Source organism: Peribacillus sp. NPDC094092 (assembly GCF_050279365.1).
GTDB lineage: Bacteria > Bacillota > Bacilli > Bacillales > DSM-1321 > Peribacillus.
Map to the genome: position 1 here is coordinate 147,635 of NZ_JBNNUC010000003.1, position 19,847 is coordinate 167,481.

At 42.7% G+C, this 19,847-nt stretch carries 17 protein-coding genes, 1 pseudogene and 2 riboswitches; all 18 genes and pseudogenes read right to left on the reverse strand.

What is annotated here, in order from left to right:
- Positions 1–15: 15 nt before the first annotated feature.
- Entirely contained in the window at positions 16–843 is an 828-nt protein-coding gene (locus ACQKNS_RS16405; RefSeq protein WP_427644406.1) for a sulfite exporter TauE/SafE family protein, read from the reverse strand.
- 83 nt (positions 844–926) lie between these two features.
- Positions 927–1,775: pseudogene (locus tag ACQKNS_RS16410) on the reverse strand (DUF72 domain-containing protein).
- Between the two features lie 195 nt (positions 1,776–1,970).
- Complete coding sequence (sufB, locus tag ACQKNS_RS16415; RefSeq protein WP_427644407.1) at positions 1,971–3,368, reverse strand: Fe-S cluster assembly protein SufB; 1,398 nt, start codon at positions 3,366–3,368, stop codon at positions 1,971–1,973.
- Positions 3,369–3,423: 55 nt separating this feature from the next.
- A complete protein-coding gene (gene sufU, locus ACQKNS_RS16420; protein ID WP_076368171.1) occupies positions 3,424–3,852 on the reverse strand; it encodes a Fe-S cluster assembly sulfur transfer protein SufU in 429 nt (142 codons plus the stop codon).
- On the reverse strand, positions 3,842–5,071 hold the full coding sequence (locus ACQKNS_RS16425; RefSeq protein WP_076368172.1) for a cysteine desulfurase: 1,230 nt from the start codon (positions 5,069–5,071) through the stop codon (positions 3,842–3,844). The genes sufU and ACQKNS_RS16425 overlap by 11 nt, the downstream gene beginning before the upstream one ends.
- On the reverse strand, positions 5,071–6,372 hold the full coding sequence (gene sufD, locus ACQKNS_RS16430) for a Fe-S cluster assembly protein SufD (protein WP_427644408.1): 1,302 nt from the start codon (positions 6,370–6,372) through the stop codon (positions 5,071–5,073). Before sufD ends, ACQKNS_RS16425 begins: the two co-directional genes overlap by 1 nt.
- Positions 6,373–6,387: 15 nt before the next feature.
- Positions 6,388–7,173: a Fe-S cluster assembly ATPase SufC gene (gene sufC, locus ACQKNS_RS16435; RefSeq protein WP_427644409.1), complete on the reverse strand. Its 786-nt coding sequence runs from the start codon at positions 7,171–7,173 to the stop codon at positions 6,388–6,390.
- A 755-nt stretch (positions 7,174–7,928) separates the two neighbouring features.
- Positions 7,929–8,765, reverse strand: coding sequence for a MetQ/NlpA family ABC transporter substrate-binding protein (locus ACQKNS_RS16440; protein ID WP_427644410.1), 837 nt, complete (start codon positions 8,763–8,765; stop codon positions 7,929–7,931).
- Between the two features lie 15 nt (positions 8,766–8,780).
- Positions 8,781–9,449 (reverse strand): methionine ABC transporter permease, encoded by a 669-nt coding sequence (locus tag ACQKNS_RS16445; RefSeq protein ID WP_427644411.1) that lies wholly within the window; start codon positions 9,447–9,449, stop codon positions 8,781–8,783.
- Positions 9,442–10,476 (reverse strand): methionine ABC transporter ATP-binding protein, encoded by a 1,035-nt coding sequence (locus ACQKNS_RS16450; protein WP_427644412.1) that lies wholly within the window; start codon positions 10,474–10,476, stop codon positions 9,442–9,444. Before ACQKNS_RS16450 ends, ACQKNS_RS16445 begins: the two co-directional genes overlap by 8 nt.
- A gap of 153 nt (positions 10,477–10,629) precedes the next feature.
- Positions 10,630–10,741: riboswitch (SAM riboswitch) on the reverse strand.
- 117 nt (positions 10,742–10,858) lie between these two features.
- Positions 10,859–12,169, reverse strand: a complete 1,311-nt coding sequence (locus ACQKNS_RS16455) for an O-acetylhomoserine aminocarboxypropyltransferase/cysteine synthase family protein (RefSeq protein WP_427644413.1) — start codon at positions 12,167–12,169, stop codon at positions 10,859–10,861.
- Between the two features lie 100 nt (positions 12,170–12,269).
- Positions 12,270–12,376, reverse strand: a riboswitch (SAM riboswitch).
- 145 nt (positions 12,377–12,521) lie between these two features.
- On the reverse strand, positions 12,522–12,830 hold the full coding sequence (locus ACQKNS_RS16460; RefSeq protein WP_427644746.1) for a thioredoxin family protein: 309 nt from the start codon (positions 12,828–12,830) through the stop codon (positions 12,522–12,524).
- Positions 12,831–12,833: 3 nt separating this feature from the next.
- Positions 12,834–13,199, reverse strand: a complete 366-nt coding sequence (locus tag ACQKNS_RS16465; RefSeq protein ID WP_048688210.1) for a toprim domain-containing protein — start codon at positions 13,197–13,199, stop codon at positions 12,834–12,836.
- Between the two features lie 92 nt (positions 13,200–13,291).
- Positions 13,292–13,675, reverse strand: coding sequence for a glycine cleavage system protein GcvH (gene gcvH, locus ACQKNS_RS16470; protein WP_427644414.1), 384 nt, complete (start codon positions 13,673–13,675; stop codon positions 13,292–13,294).
- 95 nt (positions 13,676–13,770) lie between these two features.
- Positions 13,771–14,127 carry an arsenate reductase family protein gene (locus tag ACQKNS_RS16475; RefSeq protein WP_427644415.1) on the reverse strand — a complete coding sequence of 119 codons (357 nt, stop codon included), beginning with the start codon at positions 14,125–14,127 and terminating at the stop codon, positions 13,771–13,773.
- A gap of 140 nt (positions 14,128–14,267) precedes the next feature.
- Positions 14,268–16,055: an acyl-CoA dehydrogenase family protein gene (locus ACQKNS_RS16480; RefSeq protein WP_214791261.1), complete on the reverse strand. Its 1,788-nt coding sequence runs from the start codon at positions 16,053–16,055 to the stop codon at positions 14,268–14,270.
- Between the two features lie 69 nt (positions 16,056–16,124).
- Positions 16,125–17,303: an acetyl-CoA C-acetyltransferase gene (locus ACQKNS_RS16485; protein WP_427644416.1), complete on the reverse strand. Its 1,179-nt coding sequence runs from the start codon at positions 17,301–17,303 to the stop codon at positions 16,125–16,127.
- Between the two features lie 73 nt (positions 17,304–17,376).
- Positions 17,377–19,761 (reverse strand): 3-hydroxyacyl-CoA dehydrogenase NAD-binding domain-containing protein, encoded by a 2,385-nt coding sequence (locus ACQKNS_RS16490; protein WP_427644417.1) that lies wholly within the window; start codon positions 19,759–19,761, stop codon positions 17,377–17,379.
- Positions 19,762–19,847: the final 86 nt, after the last annotated feature.

Here is a 19,847-nt window from a genome sequence, read left to right on the forward strand (position 1 = left end):
ATTTCTCCTCCTCGTTTATCCTGTAATACCTTGATATATAAGACGTAAACCAATGATTATCAGCACTATTTTCAACATATTTTCCAGCGACGCACTCTTTAGGCGCGTATTGATGAATGCGCCCAATTTAGCACCGAACCATGCACCCGGAATCAGGGCAAAAGCATATGGCCAATTTACATTCCCAAGGGAAATATGCGTAATCGAATTAGTGATGGAAGATAGAAATACCATGAACATCGAAGTCGCTACAGCCATACGCGGAGGGAAGAAGAATAGAAGCATCATGACAGGAACCATTAAGGCCCCACCGCCAATTCCAAATAACCCAGAGCAGAATCCCACGACAAAGGAAATCAATACAGCCAAAAGGGGATGGTAACCATATGAAAATGAATGTCCATTTTCCGTTTTATACGTTTTCACTATTTTCCCTTTTCCAGGCTTGAAAAGCATTGGCTTCAAACGATTTTTCACTAATAACACGATAGCCATGAAAACCATGAAAATTCCAAAGTACAATGAAAAAGCTTCGGCGTTAAGGTTTTTATTCACATAAGCCCCTATTATTCCACCAGGTGCACTGCCAATAAAAAAGATTAAGCCGGCCTTATAATCCACCACTTTATGTTTTAAATAAGATAAAGTGGAAGATAGGCCGGTAAAAATCATGATTATGGTTGAAACACCTACGGCGACCTGAGGAGTCAACTCATCGATAATATTCGTGGTTGTACCTAAATATAAAAGAGAAGGCACAATGATGATGCCGCCGCCCAGACCGACGAGAGCGCCGATTGCTCCCGCTATTAATCCAATACCCACTAATACTAACCATACCATGAAGAAGTCCGCCTTTACCTGTTTGTGAGGATATTACCTCTCTAGCTTGTCACATCATCTCTTTATTAATTATATGATTCCTCTTAAAACAAACCAAGCTGCTTAGGAGCCAGCCCTTCATATTCTATACCAAGCAACTCAATCATTTGTTTGGCATTATCAGCGGCGTCTCCGCCTGAGTTATTATTGAACAGGACATATATCTCCTTGGATTCCTTTTCCAATCCCCTGATTTTCTCCACCCATTCTGTCAATTCCTTATGATTATATCTATATAAGTACCTGACCTCACGCCAATTATCACCTGAGGAAGGCCTTTGCCAACCATGCAGGTTACGGCCATGAAAGCGTATCAGGGTTTTATCTTTATCGGCGGCATGCAGAACGACAGGAATGGATCCCTCCCCTGCCTGAGGCTCATCGCATACAGTATGGATCCAGCCTTCCTTTTCGATAAAGTCCAAAGTTTGCTGGACTACATTGGGCCTGTACCAGCTTTGATTCCGAAATTCAATGGCAACCGGGATTTCGCCCATTTCAGCTTTGCACCATCGCAGGTAATTCACATTTTCCCGTTTACAATCAAACCATGGCGGAAACTGAAATAGGACCATCGCAAGCTTACCGGACTTCTGATAAGCTTCCAGAGAGTCGCAAAATGCCTTGAACATTTCCTTCTTATTCTCAAATGGGATTTCCCCGCGCTGATGTCCTGTCATCCCTTGATAGGCTTTTACGATAAACTAGAATGATGCAGGCGTCTCGGATACCCACTTTTCACTGTTCCTCTTTGGCTGGACTGCATAGAATGAGGCATCCACCTCCACAATGGGAAAATGAGCACCGTACTCTTTTAGTTTATCACGCTGGGACACACCGCCATGATACAAACTATCATGATCACCCCAACCGGTCACACCAACATAAATCATCTGCATCATCACTCCTTTGGGACAGGCCCCATTTACTTGACTTCTTCTTTTATTATTTTTTACCCTTATTGAGCCATATTTAATCTTTGGTATAAGGGTGTGGATATCAAGAACAAAAAGCCTGCCAGAAAGACCTGGCAGGCTTTTTATATGAATGGTTATTCTAAATCGCCTTACAGGCAGGCAAGTCGGTTATTAACCGATGGAGCCTTCCATTTCGAACTTGATCAAACGGTTCATTTCAACCGCATATTCCATTGGAAGTTCTTTTGTGAATGGTTCGATGAAGCCCATTACGATCATTTCCGTTGCTTCTTGCTCAGAAATTCCGCGGCTCATCAAGTAGAACAATTGTTCTTCAGATACTTTGGAAACCTTCGCTTCGTGCTCAAGGGAAATGTTATCATTCAAGATTTCATTGTAAGGGATCGTATCAGATGTAGACTGATTATCCATGATTAATGTATCACATTCAATGTTGGAACGAGCTCCATCCGCTTTACGTCCGAAATGGACGATACCACGGTATGTTACTTTACCGCCCTGTTTAGATATTGATTTTGATACAATCGTTGAAGATGTATTAGGCGCTAGGTGAATCATTTTTGCTCCTGCGTCTTGGTGTTGGCCTTTGCCGGCAATGGCAATCGATAATGTCATACCGCGAGCGCCTTCACCTTTTAAGATGACAGCAGGATATTTCATTGTCAATTTGGAACCGATGTTACCATCGACCCATTCCATTGTTGCGTTAGCGTCACAAACCGCACGTTTCGTAACCAGGTTAAACACGTTGTTTGCCCAGTTTTGGATTGTCGTGTAACGGCAGTAGGCATCTTTCTTGATGACGATTTCAACAACCGCACTATGAAGGGAGTTAGTCGTATAAACAGGTGCTGTACAACCTTCGACATAGTGAACGGATGCACCTTCATCAACAATGATGAGCGTACGCTCGAATTGCCCCATGTTTTCAGAGTTAATCCGGAAATAAGCTTGAAGCGGAGTATCCACTTTAACGCCTTTTGGTACATAGATGAAAGATCCGCCTGACCAAACTGCTGAGTTCAATGCTGAGAATTTATTGTCAGTAGGCGGGATCGTTTTTCCAAAGTGCTCACGGAAGATATCTTCATTTTCACGAAGTGCTGAGTCCGTATCTTTAAAGACGATACCCAATTCTTCCAATTCTTCTTTCATGCTATGGTAAACCACTTCTGATTCGTATTGAGCAGATACACCTGCAAGATATTTTTGTTCGGCTTCAGGAATTCCCAATTTATCAAAAGTCTGTTTGATTTCATCAGGAACTTCATCCCATGATTTCTCAGATTTCTCTGATGGCTTAACATAGTATGTGATTTCATCAAAATTCAGGCTCTGCATGTCGCCGCCCCATTGAGGCATTGGCATGTTGTAAAAATGCTCCAATGACTTCAAACGGAAATCAAGCATCCATTGCGGTTCATCTTTCATTCGAGAAATTTCTTCCACGATTTCTTTTGTCAGACCACGCTTTGAACGGAAGATGGAAACATCTTTATCCGCAAAGCCATATTTATAATCGCCGATTTCAGGCATTTTCTTTGCCATAGCTCGTATTCCTCCATTTCAAATGGCTGAATTACAACAGCTCATTTTAATTTAATTATTCCTTCAATCCCTTTTCCATGGCTTTCCAAGCTAAGGTAGCACACTTGATTCGGGCTGGGAATTTAGAGACACCTTGAAGGGCTTCAATATCCCCAAGATCCATCTCATCGTCGTATTCTTTTCCTTGGATCATCAAGGAAAAAGTCTCGGATATCGCTAGGGCAGTATCAACATCTTTGCCCTTAATGGCTTGAGTCATCATGGAAGCCGAACTCATGGATATCGAACAACCATCACCATCGAATTTAACATCGCTGACCTTGCCATCTTCAATCTTCATCGTTAAACGAATCCGATCGCCGCAAGTTGGATTATTCATATCGATTGTCATGCTGCCATCCTCTAGCATGCCCTTATTACGCGGTTTCTTATAGTGATCCATAATGACTTGTCGGTAAAGTGTATCTAGGTTATCAAAAGACATTACTGAAATACTCCTTCGTTTTAACAAGCCCGGATACGAGCTTATCAATATCTTCTTCCGTGTTATATAGATAGAAGCTTGCTCTTGCCGTCGAGGATACGTCAAGCCATTTCATTAATGGCTGTGCGCAATGATGGCCGGCACGGACAGCAATTCCATCTGCATCAAGAACGGTAGCGACATCATGTGGATGTACGTCATTAATATTAAAGGTTATTACACCCGCACGCTTTTCTGCATCTTTAGGACCGAATATGGTCAGCCCTTCGACTGCTGACATTTTTTCCATTGCATAAGCTGCGAGCTTATGTTCATGCCGTTCAATATTATCCAAGCCGATTTCTTCCAAGAAATCGATCGCAGCACCAAGGCCTATGGCGCCGGCAATGATTGGGGTACCGCCTTCGAATTTCCACGGGAGTTCTTTCCATGTAGACTCATGCAAACCTACAAAATCGATCATCTCTCCGCCGAATTCAATCGGCTCCATTTTTTCAAGAAGTTCCTTTTTGCCATATAACACGCCTATACCTGTCGGACCGACCATTTTATGGCCTGAGAAGGCAAAGAAATCACAATCCAGATCACGGACATCCACTTTTAGGTGCGGCGTGCTTTGCGCCCCGTCGACTACCATTACGGCACCGTGTTCATGGGCAATTTTCGCAATTTCCTTCACAGGATTGATGACACCAAGTACATTCGAAACCTGCATGATGGAAACGATTTTCGTTGCGTCCGTAATCGTTGCCCTGACATCATCAAGGGAAATCGTGCAATCCTCTTGAAGCGGAATATACTTCAGTACAGCGCCTTTTTCTTTGGCAAGCTGCTGCCACGGAATGATATTACTGTGATGCTCCATGTAGGAGATGACGATTTCGTCACCCTCTTTAATATTTGCACCACCGTAACTTCTTGCTACAGTATTTAAAGAAGTCGTCGTGCCTCTTGTAAAGATGATTTCTTCTGTAGAAGAAGCATTAATGAATTTACGTACCTTTTCACGTGCACCTTCATACGCATCCGTAGCTTTTGTTCCAAGTGTATGCACTCCGCGGTGGACATTCGAGTTGTATCCGCGGTAATATTGCTCAATCGCTTCAATCACTGCAGCCGGTTTTTGAGAGGTTGCAGCACTATCTAAATAAACTAATGGCTGACCATTGACTTCTTGATCTAATATCGGAAAAAGCTTACGAATTTCGTATGGGTTCATTACTGTACTTTCCTTTCAATGACCGCTACTAATTGTTTTTTAACTCCCTCAATTGGAAGCTGGTTAACAACAGGGGCCAAGAATCCGTGAATGACAAGTCTTTCTGCCTCTTTCCTAGAAATACCACGGCTCATTAAATAATACAGTTGAAGCGGGTCGACACGACCGACGGAGGCAGCATGGCCAGCCGTTACATCATCTTCATCAATCAAGAGGATTGGATTGGCGTCTCCGCGCGCTTTTTCACTTAACATCAAAACGCGTGATTCTTGTTCCGCATTTGACTTTGTAGCGCCATGCTCTATTTTCCCAATTCCATTAAAAATGGAGGATGCGGCGTCTTTCATGACACCGTGCTTAAGGATATAGCCCTCAGAGCGTTTGCCATAATGAATGATCGCTGTCGTAAAGTTTTGTTTTTGTTCCCCGCGACCGACTACAACGGTTTTAGTATCGCCGTGAGAACCATCGCCCATTAGATATGTTGTATTATCTGAAATCGTATTTCCATCGTTCATCAGGCCTAGCGCCCACTCGATACGAGCGTCACGCCCTGCCACTCCACGGCGGTTAACGTATGTCGTGAAGCCTTTAGAAAGGGTATCGACCGCTCCGTACTCCACTTTGGCATTCGCATTAGCAAATACCTCGGTTACGATGTTGGCAACCCCTTCGTTAGAGTCAACGCTTGAGAAGTAATTCTCTACATAAGTGACGGAGCTATTGTCTTCCGCTACGATCAAGACATGGTTGAAAAGTGTAGTATCTGGATTATCCAAAAGGAATACCGATTGGATCGGCTCTTTGATTTCTACATTTTTCGGAACATAAAGGAATGCTCCTCCATTAACTAATGCAGCATGAAGTGCCGTTAAACGATGTTCATCTATCTTAACGCCGTCTTTCATGAAATATTTTTGCACGAGCTCTGCATGGTCGCGAGCCGCTGTTAAAATATCCGTAAAAATGACGCCTTGTTCTTTCACGTTTGCTGACAGATTGATATGTGCCGGCGTATTATTGCGTTGAATGTATAAGTTTTCATTTTCTTCGACGATGGATTTAATTTCTTCCGGAAGCTCCTCTAAAGAGGCAAAAGCTTCACTTTCAACCGTATGAGTCTGGAAAGAAGTAAAATTCCATTTATCGATTTTCGTTTTATCCGGCTTTGGCATCGGGAGCTTTTCTAATTCAGAAAACGCTTGAATCCGAAGCTCGGATAACCAAGCTGGATCATTATTTTTAGTTGAATAGGAGCTTATATCCTCTTGTTCAAACGGTAATTTCGTTTCTGTAGTCATTGCAAATCCTCCTACTTACGCTTCTTCGCCAACAGTTTCGTCTTCAATGCCCAATTCTTGTTTAATCCAGTCATAACCTTCCGCTTCCAAGCGGGCAGCAAGTTCTGGACCGCCTGATTTAACGACACGTCCTTGCATCATAACATGTACAAAATCAGGAGTGATGTAATTTAATAGACGTTGGTAGTGGGTGATGATCAAGCATCCAAAGTCTTCTCCGCGCATTTCGTTGATTCCTTTTGAAACGACTTTAAGCGCATCGATATCTAGACCTGAATCAATCTCATCCAAGATTGCAATTTTAGGTTGGATCATCATTAATTGAAGAATCTCGTTGCGTTTTTTCTCCCCGCCTGAGAATCCTTCATTCAAATAGCGTTGCGCCATATCTTCATCCATTTCAAGGAACTCCATATTTTTGTCCATTTGACGGATGAATTTCATCAGTGAAATCTCATCGCCTTCTTCACGGCGTGCATTAATGGCAGAACGCAAGAAGTCAGCATTCGTAACACCGCTGATTTCACTTGGATATTGCATAGCTAGGAATAGTCCGACACGAGCGCGCTCGTCTACTTCCATTTCCAATACATCTTCGCCATCGAATGTGATGCTTCCGCTAGTGACCTCATATTTAGGGTGACCCATGATTGCTGATGATAAAGTGGATTTACCAGTTCCATTTGGTCCCATGATCGCATGGATTTCTCCACCTTTGACTTCAAGGTTTACCCCTTTTAAAATCTCTTTACCTTCAATTGATACGTGAAGATCTTTAACCGTTAATGTAGAAGCTGACATAATAATACCTCCGTGAACTAATTCCAATTTTATTACCAGAAAGTAAAGATTACTTTCTTTACTGTAATTTCCGTAAAAGCATTCTCACTTTATTCTCATTCCAATTTTATAACAAATCCAATTTGGAATCAACTAAATAGATAGGGGTTTCTACTTCCGCCATGTTTAAAACCCGTCCTATTCTTACAATACTAACAGATATAGCCCGTTTACTGCATATTCATACTTATTTTAGCTTTTGTTAAAATTATCTTATTATTCAGCGAATCTTCGTCCTTATTAATATATGTTCAAAAAATTCAATTGCAAGGTATGAACGTTCCGCTTTAAAAGAAAAAAAATCGGACTGTCAGGCATATGTAAGTTCATCCAATAAGGAACCCCTTATTTATGGACCACTTTCCATTTTACCTCTACAGACCGATCTTTTAAAGAATTCTTTTATATGCTTATCCGTGAATTTTGCGTTGTAGGTCCTGGACCATTTTATTGCACTTTACATGTTCCCTATCCCGTTCTTTCTCGACCTCGATTCGGAGGTCTAGGTTTCTACTGTACTCACTGTAGCCAATCCCATGTGAAGACTGCATCGCCTTTTCCATTTCGCTTGTTACATGTAAATCTAGAGTATTGATAGTGAACCATCCTTTCAAATTTCTGTATCATTTTAATGCCTTCATTAACTCTATACCCTTCATTTTCATGGATTAAACATAAAAAACGGCCTGAATTAAAATCAGGCCGCCATACTTGGATTATTTATCCGCTGGTACAACCGCACCATCGTATTCATTAAGGATGAAATCTTGAATTTTTTTAGAATGCAATACTTCTACAAGCGCTTTGATTTCTTCTTTATTTTCATCGCCTTTGTTTACAGCGATGACATTCACATAAGGTGATTCGGAATCTTCAATCGCAATTGAATCTTTCAATGGATTCAAGCCAGCGTCGATTGCATAGTTAGAGTTGATTAAAACAGCATCTCCTTCGCCGCTTTCATAGATTTTTGGAAGTAATGCCGCTTCATAATCAGCATCGAATTTAAGGTTTTTCTTATTTTCAACAATGTCTTTCGTTGTAGCTGTCGTTTTATCGATGCCTTCTTTTAATGTAATCAGACCATTTTTTTCTAATAGAGATAACGCACGTCCGTGGTCAGCAACAGAGCTGCTCATAATAATTGTTGCGCCTTCCGGAAGTTTATCAATGCTTTTATATTTTTGTGAATATAGAGCAATCGGCTCGATATGAATTCCGCCAGCATTGACGAAGTCATATCCATTTTCTTTGATTTGCCCCTCTAAATATGGAATGTGCTGAAAATAGTTAGCATCCAATTCCTTATCATTCAACGCCTTATTCGGTAAAACATAGTCCTGGAATGTTTCGATTTCCAATTCGATTCCTTTTTCTTTAAGAAGCGGCTTAGCTTCCTCAAGGATTTCAGCATGCGGAACATTGGATGCCCCTACAACTAATTTCTTCGATTCTTTTTCCGTATCGCCGCCGCTTTTATCCTTTTCACTTCCACAAGCAGCCAAAGCGATAGATAACACTAAAATTAATGCAAATCCTAAAAACTTTTTCATCCTATTCATCTCCTTTTATCTTTTGTCCAATTTAGATGTAATCACATCTCCAATAATTTGAATTATGAAGACGATAATTAGAATAACGATAGTCGCTACAAGCGTAACGTCATTTTGATTTCTTTGATAGCCGTCCAAATAGGCTAGATTACCAAGTCCGCCTGCGCCGATGACCCCGGCCATTGCGGTATATCCAACCAATGCAATCGATGTTACCGTAATCCCGGAAATAAGGGCAGGCATCGATTCTGGAAGAAGGACCTTCCAAATGATCGTGCTCGTTTTTGCCCCCATCGATTTAGCTGCTTCAATTACACCTTTATCGATTTCACGAAGGCCGATTTCAACCATACGCGCATAAAATGGGGCAGCACCGATAATAAGTGCCGGCAATGCAGCGTTCTCCCCGATCATGGAACCGACAAGTGCCTTAGTGAAAGGAATGAGCAGCACGATCAAAATTAGAAATGGAATGGAACGGAATATATTAACGATCGCACTCATGACCCCGTTGATTACCCGGTTTTCCCACATATTACCCTTCCCTGTCAGGAACAGGATTAATCCTAATATTATGCCTATAAAAAAGGTTGCCACTACAGAGACGCTTGTCATGTAAAGCGTTTCTTTCGTTGCTTCAATAATGTCTTCCCAGTCAACATTCGGCAATAATTCTTCAAGCATGAGTAATCACCTCCACGCCTACTTGCTGTGCTTTAATGAATTCGATTGCGCGGAGCATTTCATCCTCTGTGCCATCAAGATGGATAAACAATGTTCCATATGAACCGCTTCTTGTTTGGGATATCTTACCTTGAACGATATTGACATCCAATTCGAAGTTACGTACAAGCTTCGTGATCAACGGGCTTTCTGCATGATCACCCACAAAGGTCAATTGAATCACTTTGCCTGCTGGAAAACGTTCGAGCAAATGATCCATCGTTTCTTTCGTTTCTTCTGGTTCCGTTACCTGTTGCACGAAACGCTTCGTCATTTGTTCTTTAGGATTCTTGAAAACATCCAGGACAGGACCCTGTTCAACAACTTGCCCGTTTTCCATCACGGCCACGCGATGGCAGATTTTACGTATTACATGCATTTCATGTGTTATCAAGACGATCGTCAATCCCAGGCGCTGATTGATGTCAACAAGCAATTCGAGTATGGAATCGGTAGTCTGAGGATCCAAGGCAGATGTCGCTTCATCACACAGCAGCACTTTAGGGTTATTTGCCAGAGCCCTGGCTATGCCCACCCTTTGCTTTTGCCCTCCGCTTAATTGTGAAGGATAGGCCTTTTCCCTGCCTTCCAGTCCGACTAACTTGATCAATTCGTTCACACGCTTGGTCCGTTCATTTTTAGAAACTCCTGCAATTTCCAATGGAAAAGAAATATTTTCCTGGACGGTCCTTGACCATAATAGATTGAAATGTTGGAAAATCATGCTGATTTCTTGACGGGCTTTACGGAGCTGAGCCCCTTTAATTTTAGAAATTTCCTTCTCAGCCACGACAACGGATCCCTCTGTAGGAGTTTCCAATCCATTGAGCATTCTGATCAACGTACTTTTCCCCGCTCCACTGTAACCGATGATACCGAAAATCTCACCTTTATTTATTTCAACATTCACATTATTTACAGCCTTGATCGTCTCACTGTTTCCTTTTCCTGTTCGAAACAGCTTACTGACTTTCGTCAATGTAATCATTAATCCTCACCTCTTTTATCCAATAAAACCTATGAACTTAGTCGATTTCTCTACATTATTAGTCTGTTCCTCATATCATGCACATGTTTTCCCCATTAAAACAGAAAAAACCTTTCTGCATGAGCAGAAAGGCAGGTGAAGAAACAGGCCTTTCTCTCATCTTCCAAAGTAATTAAACTTTGTGTGAATTGGCACCTTTCCAAGGAATCTCCTTGTCGGTTGCCGGGTTTCATCGGGCACATCCCTCCACCTCTCTTGATAAGAGCTAATATATAGAATATTTGTACATCATTAAGTTCTTTAGTATGGAGAAATTTTATCATAGATAAAAAAGGAGCGCAATGTATATTATTTCTAGTTCATGAATGAACAGGAACTTTGCCTAAAGCGTTTCGGAAGTCAAGGAGACGATATTCGTCGCTTTTTCAATTGCCTGCTCCAAATCTTCTATTAAGTCGTCTACATTTTCAATCCCAATGGATAAACGGACTTGATCGGCACTCACACCCGCTTTCGCAAGACCCGCCTCACTCAATTGTTGATGGGTCGTACTGGCTGGGTGGATGATCAAGCTCTTCGCATCCCCGACATTCGCCACATGGGACCATAATTCCACCGAATTGATAAGTTTTGCCCCAGCTTCGCGATTACCTTGTATTCCAAACGTCACGACAGACCCAGCTCCCTTAGGCAAATACTTATCCGCAAGGGCTTTATCGGGATGATCCTCATCACCAGGATGTGAAACCCAAGTAACGGCAGGATGGTTTTTTAAATATTGAATGACGGACTTGGTGTTTGATAGATGCTCTCTCATCCTTACATGCAGCGTTTCAAGTCCAAGCGTAAACTGAAATGCACTTTGGGCACTTAGCGCAGGGCCTAAATCACGAAGTAACTGGACTCGGGCTTTCGTTATGAATGCGGCAGGTCCGACTGCCTCGGCGTATACCAGACCGTCGTAACTTGGGTCTGGCTCCGTGAAGCCAGGGTAGTTTGGCGAGTTCCAATCGAACTTCCCTCCATCCACGATGACACCGCCTAGTGTCGTTCCATTTCCCAGAAGCCATTTAGTAGCGGAATGGATGACGATGTCCGCGCCAAAATCAATTGGTCTGCAAAGATATGGTGTCGCAAAGGTATTATCAATGATCAAAGGTACGCCGGCATCATGGGCAATTTTCGCTACCGCTTCAATATCAAGCACCCTCAAACTTGGATTGCCGATCGTTTCGGCAAAAATGGCTTTAGTTTTTGGCGTGATCGCCCTTTTGAAATTTTCAGGGTCATCGGGAGAAACGAACTTTACTTTGATCCCATATTTAGGAAGAGTATTTTCAAAAAGGTTATACGTACCTCCATATAATGTAGAGGCTGAAACAATCTCGTCACCTGCAGCGGCAATATTCAGGATTGAAAGCGAGATGGCAGCCATTCCGCTCGCTGTTGCCAATCCGCCGATACCGCCTTCCAATAAGGCCATTCTTTCCTCAAAAACGCTGACAGTGGGATTATGAAGTCGTGTATATATATAGCCATTCTCCTTTAGGCCGAATAAATTCGCTGCATGGTCGGTGTCTTTGAACAAGTATGCATTGCTTTGATAGATAGGAACTGCACGTGCACCTGTTTCATCAGCCTGCAGACCGCCATGAACACTCAATGTTTCGAAACGCAACTTTTTCCCTGACATATGATTTCACCTTTTTCTATGGATTTAGTTGGAATTATATGATACCTGGCCTTTTACAAACAAAAAAACCACTTCAATTAAGAAGAGGTCTCAAGAACACACCTCATCTACCAGAGCCAACACTCTGCTGGAATTAGCACCGTATATAAAATTTATACCGGTTGCCGGGCTTCGTCGGGCCAGTCCCTCCGCCACTCTTGATAAGAACTATTAAATTCTGCCATTACTTAATTCAAAATATAGCATTTTAGAATAAATCAGTCAATGAATTGTTAGAATATTCTTTTTTTAATTCCGATCTCGCATTCAATTGGCACAAACAAAGAAACCAATCACGGTTCTGATTGGTTTCCTAGCTGATTTCCTTAAGCAATCCGTACAAATAAGGAACGGATTGAAAGGCATATATTTTTTTGTGCAGCTGCCCTTTTTTGAAAAGCAATAAACAAGGAACACTTTCGATTTCATATGTTTCGGCAATTGCTTGGACATAGTTCATATTCATTTTGCCTGCCTTCAATTCCGGGAACAGCTCCAAGGATATCGTCAGCATCTTGGAGGCAACCTGACAAGTGCCGCATAAAGGCGTATATAAATATAAGCAAAAGGTTCCCCCATTTTCAACAGCAAGCTTACACTCTTCTTCTTTCCATTCCTGCATCAATTAGTCGTTCACCCTTTGACTTAAAAATTTCATTTTCACATTCATATTGGCAGATAGAAGCACAGTTGCGATATGATGTTCGGGTGAGCTTTCCACTTCTTTGTACATTTTATTAATATACAGGTGGTTCGCTTCCGGCATTTCCCTTCGGAACTGCTTCCGCAGTTTTTCTCCTGATTCATCTGCGTCAAACAGGAGATAAACATCACGATCCATCAATTCATCCACTAATTCATCCAGCTTAGTTAATGATATGGTCCCATTCGTACATCTTATTTCCACATCTTCATTTAAAACGGAGGCAACTTTTCTTCTATCGGAACTGCCTTCTACAATGATCACTTTATCGAATTCGCCCCACTCCATGTCATCACTCCATCTCACGAATTATGTGTGCAACTGCCGCTGTATAAAATGAAAAAGAGAGCAGGCCTATTCAGTCCCCCCTCTCCTTCTTTTTAACCGTTGATTAAACTCTCATACTCTTCAGCGCTCATCAAGTTTTCAATATCACTGCTATTAGTTGGTTCAATCACGACCATCCATGCCTTTTCATAAGGAGACTCATTTACATATTCAGGGTTGTCACTTAAATCTTCGTTTACTTCAACAACCTTGCCACTGATAGGTGCATAAAGCTCAGAAACGGTCTTAACGGATTCAACACTTCCAAATGGTTCGTTCGCTTTCAATTCATCGCCGATTTCCGGAAGCTCAACGAATACGATGTCCCCAAGCTCGGACTGTGCGAAAGCTGTAATCCCAATGCGCACTGTTCCATCTTCCGTTTTGACCCATTCATGTTCTTTAGTGTAACGAAGTTCTTTTGGTGTTGTTGTCATTATTAACCCTCCATATGTACATCTTATTTTATCTATTCCATTATAAGGTAGATTATGTGTTTAAGTAAGGAATTAACCAAATATTTTGTGAAATTTCAGTTCCAAACCTGTTCGAATTGCTCTTCTTTGAAACCTACCGTCACTTTGATGCCATCTGTAACAATCGGCCTTTTCAGAAGCATGCCATCCGTGGACAATATATCAAGCATCTCTGCTTCAGAAGCTTCTTTCAGCTTATCCTTTAAGCCTAGCTCCCGATATTTTTGACCGCTAGTATTGAAAAACTTCTTCAATTCCAAATTGCTGATTTTATATAGTTTTTCTATTTCTGTTCGCGAAGGCGGATTTTCCGCTATATGGATCGCTTCATATTGCAGTTCATGATTATCCAGCCACTTCTTCGCGTTACGGCATGTACCGCATTTTGGGTACCAATATAATGTTAAGCCCATCATTTCACCACCTATCAATAGAATACCCGTTTTCAGCACGCAATACAACGAAATGTCTTTTGAATTTCCGATGCGATTTCATCAAAGGAAATAAAGGGAATGCCTTTACGGCATTCCCTTTACAGATTCTGATTCATTGCTTAAAGAGCATATTTTTCCGCTTCGATTACCTTTACGGAGGCTTCACGTTTTTTCGCAATGACATTGATCGGATTGTGTCTTGTCAGCTTGCGTAGCGACGAAAGCATGATGCGAAGAGTATCGCCTGTTTCCACCGCAATTAACGTTTCTTTTGCATGCTGTTCTATTTCATTGAAAGCTTCCTGAACGAAGATTTCAGTGTAAAGCACTTTTTGTTTGTTCTTCTCCAGGCCTGTAGCTGCGATGGCTTTCTCCGTACGCAATACCACGGATTCGGCTGCATAGGCAAGGGATGCGATATCGGCAATGTTAGAGAGGATCTCTTGTTCTTGATCAAGGGTTTTGCCGTATTTCTGTGCCGCTAGGCCAGCTGCCAAAATACCGATTTTCTTAGCGTTCCTAACAAGCATTTTTTCTTGTGCCAGTGGCTCATCGCCAGGTTCTTCAGGCATCATCATCATTAACTCCTCTTGCAAGCCTTGAGCTTTTTGAAGAAGCGGCAATTCCCCTTTAAGTGCTTTCTTCAGGAAAGTTCCCGGGACAAGCAATCGGTTGATTTCATTCGTACCTTCAAAGATCCGGTTAATGCGGGAATCGCGATAGGCTTTTTCAATTTCATACTCCTGCATGAAACCATAACCGCCATGAAGCTGTACGCCTTCGTCCGTAACATAATCCAATACTTCGGAAGCGAAGAATTTATTCAATGAACACTCAATGGCATATTCAGCAACTGCAGCCGCCATTGATTTCCCATCTTTCACTTGCTCATCCGTCAATTTGCTTTGTCTTTGATCATAAAGGCCAACGGTACGATATACAGAGCTTTCGGCTGCATAAATTTTAGCAGCCATTGTTGCAAGTTTTTCTTTTGTCAAGTTAAAATCGGAAATTTTCGTTTTGAACTGTTGACGCTGATTCGTATAAGCAGCTGTAATCTCAAGGGCACGCTTAGATCCGCCGACCGCACCGACGCCCAATTTATAACGGCCGATATTCAGGATATTGAAAGCGATGACATGCCCTTTTCCGGCTACACCCAAAAGGTTTTCGACTGGTACATGTACGTCTTCAAGTATTAATGTACGTGTTGATGAGCTTTTGATCCCCATTTTCTTCTCTTCAGCACCAGTTGATACGCCTTTATAATCACGCTCAACAATGAAAGCGGAAAATTGTTCGCCGTCGATTTTGGCGTATACACAGAAGACATCCGCAAAACCTGCATTTGTAATCCATTGTTTTTCACCGTTTAAAATATAGTGTGTTCCTTCTGGATTCAATTTTGCCGTCGTTTTTGCTCCCAAGGCATCTGAACCTGAGCTTGGTTCCGTTAAGGCATACGCAGCAATCTTCTCACCCGTTGCCAGTAAAGGTAGGTATTTTTTCTTTTGTTCTTCATTGCCGAACAATACGATCGGCAATGATCCGATACCTACATGTGCACCATGTGTGATTCCGAACCCGCCTGCAAGTGCCATTTTTTCCGTAATCAATGCCGAACTGATTTTATCAAGACCCAATCCGCTGTATTCCTCAGGAACATCAGCACCAAGTAAACCGATTTCTCCTGCATGCTTCAGCAATTTAACGGACCGGTCAAATTCATGGTTTTCTAAATGTTCAACCTGCGGCAGAATTTCATTCACTACGAAATCCTCGGCAGTTTTGGCGATCATTTTATGCTCATCAGAATAATCTTCCGGTGTGAACACTTGATCATACGTAATATCTTCCACTAAAAAGGCTCCGCCTTTAATGAGGTTACCAGTAGTTTGATTTGACATGTTATTTCCTCCTAAGTATTTATGATGGTAAACCCGCCGGAAGCATGACAGCTTCCGGGAGGCGTGGGATTACGCCAATAATTCAAATACTCCAGCAGCACCCATCCCGCCGCCGATGCACATTGTCACGACTCCGAACTGTTGGTTTCTGCGCTTCATTTCATGAAGCAGGCTTAATGTCAATTTTGCCCCCGAACATCCTAGTGGATGGCCTAAAGCGATGGCTCCGCCATTTACATTGACAATCTCTTCATTCAATCCGAGCTCACGAATGATTTGAATGGATTGGGAAGCAAAGGCTTCATTCAATTCAAATAAACCAATATCCGATAACTCTAGACCTGCTAGTTTCAAAGCTTTAGGAATGGCTGCAATCGGTCCGATGCCCATAATTTCAGGCGGCACTCCCGCTACTGCAAAGGAACGGAACTTACCCATCGGTTTCAACCCTAATGAAGAGGCCTTTTCCCTATCCATGACCATCACCGCTGCTGCACCATCACTCGTTTGTGATGAATTCCCTGCTGTTACGGATCCTGTAACAGAGAATGCAGGTCTCAGTTTTTTTAGCACTTCGGCAGTCGTGCCTGGACGAACGCCCTCGTCCTGTGTAAAAGTAAATGATTTTTCCTTTAATTTAAGATCTGGTCCCACTGAACGGAGGGTCACTTCAACCGGTACGATCTCATCGGAAAACTTACCTTCTGCAATGGCCTTAGCCGCCTTTTGATGACTTCTAACAGAAAATGCATCTTGATCGTCACGGGAAATGCCGTATTTTTTTGCAACGGCTTCAGCAGTGTGACCCATGCCCATATAATATTCCGGTGCCGTTTCCGCAAGTCTCGCGTTCGGACGCGTTACATGGCCCATCATTGGCAAAAGGCTCATGGACTCCGCTCCTCCTGCAATGACTGTATCACTTTGGCCGAGCATGATTCTTTCCGCTCCATAAGCGATACTTTGCAGCCCGCTTGAACAGTAACGATTAATCGTTATGGCCGGTACTGTATAAGGCAATCCTGCCAATGCTCCAATGTTACGCGCCATGTTCAACCCTTGCTCCGCTTCTGGCATTGCACAACCGATAATCAGGTCATCTATGGCGCCTTCATAATTCCCTGCCCGCTTTAACGTTTCCTTTACAACAAGAGCCCCTAAATCATCAGGACGTACACTAGCAAGAGAACCTTTTTTCGCTCTTCCTACCGGAGTCCTTGCTCCAGCTACTATTACCGCTTCTTTCATGAGGATCCCCCTTACCCATTTTTAAGCTATCGATCTATTAATCTTCGTTCTTTGCATTCTCTTCATCTATTCATCAATTACGGAGCGGTTTACCTTTAACAAGCATGTGCTGCATCCTTGCCTGGGATTTCGGAGTCGAGATCAGTTTTAGGAATGCCTGTTTTTCCAGGTTCAAGATATACTGTTCATCTACTTCCGTGCCAAATGGGAGTTTCCCTCCTGCCAGGACGTATGCGAGTTCTTTGGCAATGACAAGGTCATGATCTGATAAGAATCCTGAAAGGCGCATGGATTCCGCCCCTAATAGAAGTGCGGCATATCCAGTTTCACCTACGACAGGGATCTTTGTGCGTGCTGGAGCGGTATAACCTTGTTCATGCATGGAAAGCACCGCCTGTTTCGCATCATATAACTGATGATCCGCATTCACGCTTATTCCATCAGCTGAATTCAGGAAATTATTCTCTCTCGCTCCCTCGGCTGATGTCGAAACTTTTGCCATGGCGACCGTTTCAAATACTTGGTTTGCCACTTTCTGTAAGTCGAAATCGACGCCCTTCGGCATATTCCTCAACGTCTTCACATAAAGTTCTTTCGTCCCGCCCCCGCCTGGGATCAAACCCACGCCAGCTTCCACTAATCCCATATATGTTTCGGTCGTTGCCTGGATGCGCGCTGCCGGAAGTGACACTTCAGCACCCCCGCCAAGTGTCATATTAAACGGGGCGACCACTACGGGAACTGCACTGTACTTAATTTTAAGCATCGCCTTTTGGAATTGGCTGATGACCATATCGAGTTCAAAAATATTGTCATCCTGAGCTTCCATCAGCATCATGGCAATATTAGCGCCTACACAGAAATTCTTTCCTTGGTTACCGATGACCAGGCCTTTAAAATTCGCTTCCGCTTCGTCGACCGCCGCATTGATCATTTGTATGATATCCAGACCGATTGCATTATTCGGTGAAGTGAATTCAAGAAGGGCCACTCCATCGCCGATATCCATCAAGCTTGCACCACTGTTTTTCTTGATTACGCCTTTTTGCTTCTTGATCGCTTTAAGATTGATCACTTTAGGATTTTCGACAAGTTCTTTATATTCACCATCATCATAATAGTGAACAATGCCATTTTCTTCTTTATAGAAAGAAGTGATGCCTTTAGCGAGCATATCCTTCACCCATTGCGGAACGGTGATGCCTTCCGCTTCCATTCGGGCTACCGATTTTTCTATGCCTATCGCATCCCAGGTTTCAAAGGGACCAGTGGACCATCCGAAGCCCCATTTCATTGCTTGATCGATCGCCACGATGTCATCCGCGATGTCCCCAAGCAGCTGGGCGGAATACACAAGCGCCGGATTCAGAACATTCCAAAGTAATTGGCCGGCACGGTCTTCGCTATAAACAAGCGCTTTCATTTTATTTTCCAAGCCCTTGGCCTGTTTAGCCATTTCGACGGAAGGCGTTTTTAACCTTTTTCGTGCATCATATTCTAGGGTTTCGGGATTCAGTTCAAGGATCTCCTTGCCTTTTTTCAAGAAAAACCCTTGGCCTGACTTGCTGCCAAGCCACCCATTCTTAAGCATTTCATTCATGAAATCAGGTATTTGGAAAACTTCTTTTTCTTCTCCATCCACCTGGTCATATACGTTTCTTGCAACATGTGCAAAGGTGTCCAATCCAACTACATCAAGTGTCCGGAAAGTAGCGCTGGTTGCCCTTCCAATCAACGGACCTGTAACCGAATCGACCTCACCAACACTGTATCCGCCTTTTTGCATTTCCCGCAAAGTGACCAATAAACCATAAGTTCCAATGCGGTTTGCGATGAAGTTAGGGGTATCCTTGGCTTCGACGACACCTTTTCCCAGTACATCTTCGCCGAATCGCTTCATGAATTCGAGCACTTCTGGTGAAGTTGCTTTAGTAGGGATGATCTCCAACAATTTAAGATAACGCGGCGGATTGAAGAAGTGGGTTCCCAGGAAATGCTTTTGAAAGTCCTCCGAACGGCCTTCTGCCATCGCTTCGATTGAAATTCCGGATGTATTCGATGAAACGATGCTTCCCGGTTTACGATGCTGATCAACCTGGGCAAACACACTTTGCTTAACCTCAAGCTTCTCGACGACCACTTCGATGATCCAATCGACATCCTTTAAACGACTTATATCATCTTCCAGGTTTCCCGCCTCGATCAACGCAATGTTTCCCTTAGCGGAAAGCGGAGCTGGTTTCTGTTTTAGAAGTTTCGTAATCGCAGTTTGGCTGATGCGGTTACGCACTTGTTTATTATCTAATGTCAGTCCCTTTTTCTTTTCATCCTCAGTGAGTTCACGAGGTACAATATCCAATAGTAAAGTCGGAATGCCGATGTTAGCAAGGTGTGCAGCAATCCCTGATCCCATAACTCCTGACCCTAGAACAGCAGCCTTTCGTATTTGTCGAACCAAGTTCATATCCCCCTTACGCATTTTATTGAATGAATGTTCATTCATTTTTAATTCAAAAAAATTTTGAATATTTTTTCTTATTACTA

What these genes read in the sequence shown, in the direction of transcription:
- sufC (WP_427644409.1), bottom strand. Translation starts at nt 7,173, where the DNA reads ATGTCAGCTTCTACATTAACGGTTAAAGATCTTCACGTATCAATTGAA.
- ACQKNS_RS16455 (WP_427644413.1), bottom strand. Translation starts at nt 12,169, where the DNA reads ATGTCAGGGAAAAAGTTGCGTTTCGAAACATTGAGTGTTCATGGCGGT.
- ACQKNS_RS16485 (WP_427644416.1), bottom strand. Translation starts at nt 17,303, where the DNA reads ATGAAAGAAGCGGTAATAGTAGCTGGAGCAAGGACTCCGGTAGGAAGA.
- ACQKNS_RS16480 (WP_214791261.1), bottom strand. Translation starts at nt 16,055, where the DNA reads ATGTCAAATCAAACTACTGGTAACCTCATTAAAGGCGGAGCCTTTTTA.
- ACQKNS_RS16460 (WP_427644746.1), bottom strand. Translation starts at nt 12,830, where the DNA reads ATGCAGGAATGGAAAGAAGAAGAGTGTAAGCTTGCTGTTGAAAATGGG.
- ACQKNS_RS16440 (WP_427644410.1), bottom strand. Translation starts at nt 8,765, where the DNA reads ATGAAAAAGTTTTTAGGATTTGCATTAATTTTAGTGTTATCTATCGCT.
- ACQKNS_RS16475 (WP_427644415.1), bottom strand. Translation starts at nt 14,127, where the DNA reads ATGGGCTTAACATTATATTGGTACCCAAAATGCGGTACATGCCGTAAC.
- sufU (WP_076368171.1), bottom strand. Translation starts at nt 3,852, where the DNA reads ATGTCTTTTGATAACCTAGATACACTTTACCGACAAGTCATTATGGAT.
- ACQKNS_RS16425 (WP_076368172.1), bottom strand. Translation starts at nt 5,071, where the DNA reads ATGAACCCATACGAAATTCGTAAGCTTTTTCCGATATTAGATCAAGAA.
- ACQKNS_RS16445 (WP_427644411.1), bottom strand. Translation starts at nt 9,449, where the DNA reads ATGCTTGAAGAATTATTGCCGAATGTTGACTGGGAAGACATTATTGAA.
- sufB (WP_427644407.1), bottom strand. Translation starts at nt 3,368, where the DNA reads ATGGCAAAGAAAATGCCTGAAATCGGCGATTATAAATATGGCTTTGCG.
- ACQKNS_RS16450 (WP_427644412.1), bottom strand. Translation starts at nt 10,476, where the DNA reads ATGATTACATTGACGAAAGTCAGTAAGCTGTTTCGAACAGGAAAAGGA.
- ACQKNS_RS16465 (WP_048688210.1), bottom strand. Translation starts at nt 13,199, where the DNA reads ATGGAGTGGGGCGAATTCGATAAAGTGATCATTGTAGAAGGCAGTTCC.
- gcvH (WP_427644414.1), bottom strand. Translation starts at nt 13,675, where the DNA reads ATGACAACAACACCAAAAGAACTTCGTTACACTAAAGAACATGAATGG.
- sufD (WP_427644408.1), bottom strand. Translation starts at nt 6,372, where the DNA reads ATGACTACAGAAACGAAATTACCGTTTGAACAAGAGGATATAAGCTCC.
- ACQKNS_RS16405 (WP_427644406.1), bottom strand. Translation starts at nt 843, where the DNA reads ATGGTATGGTTAGTATTAGTGGGTATTGGATTAATAGCGGGAGCAATC.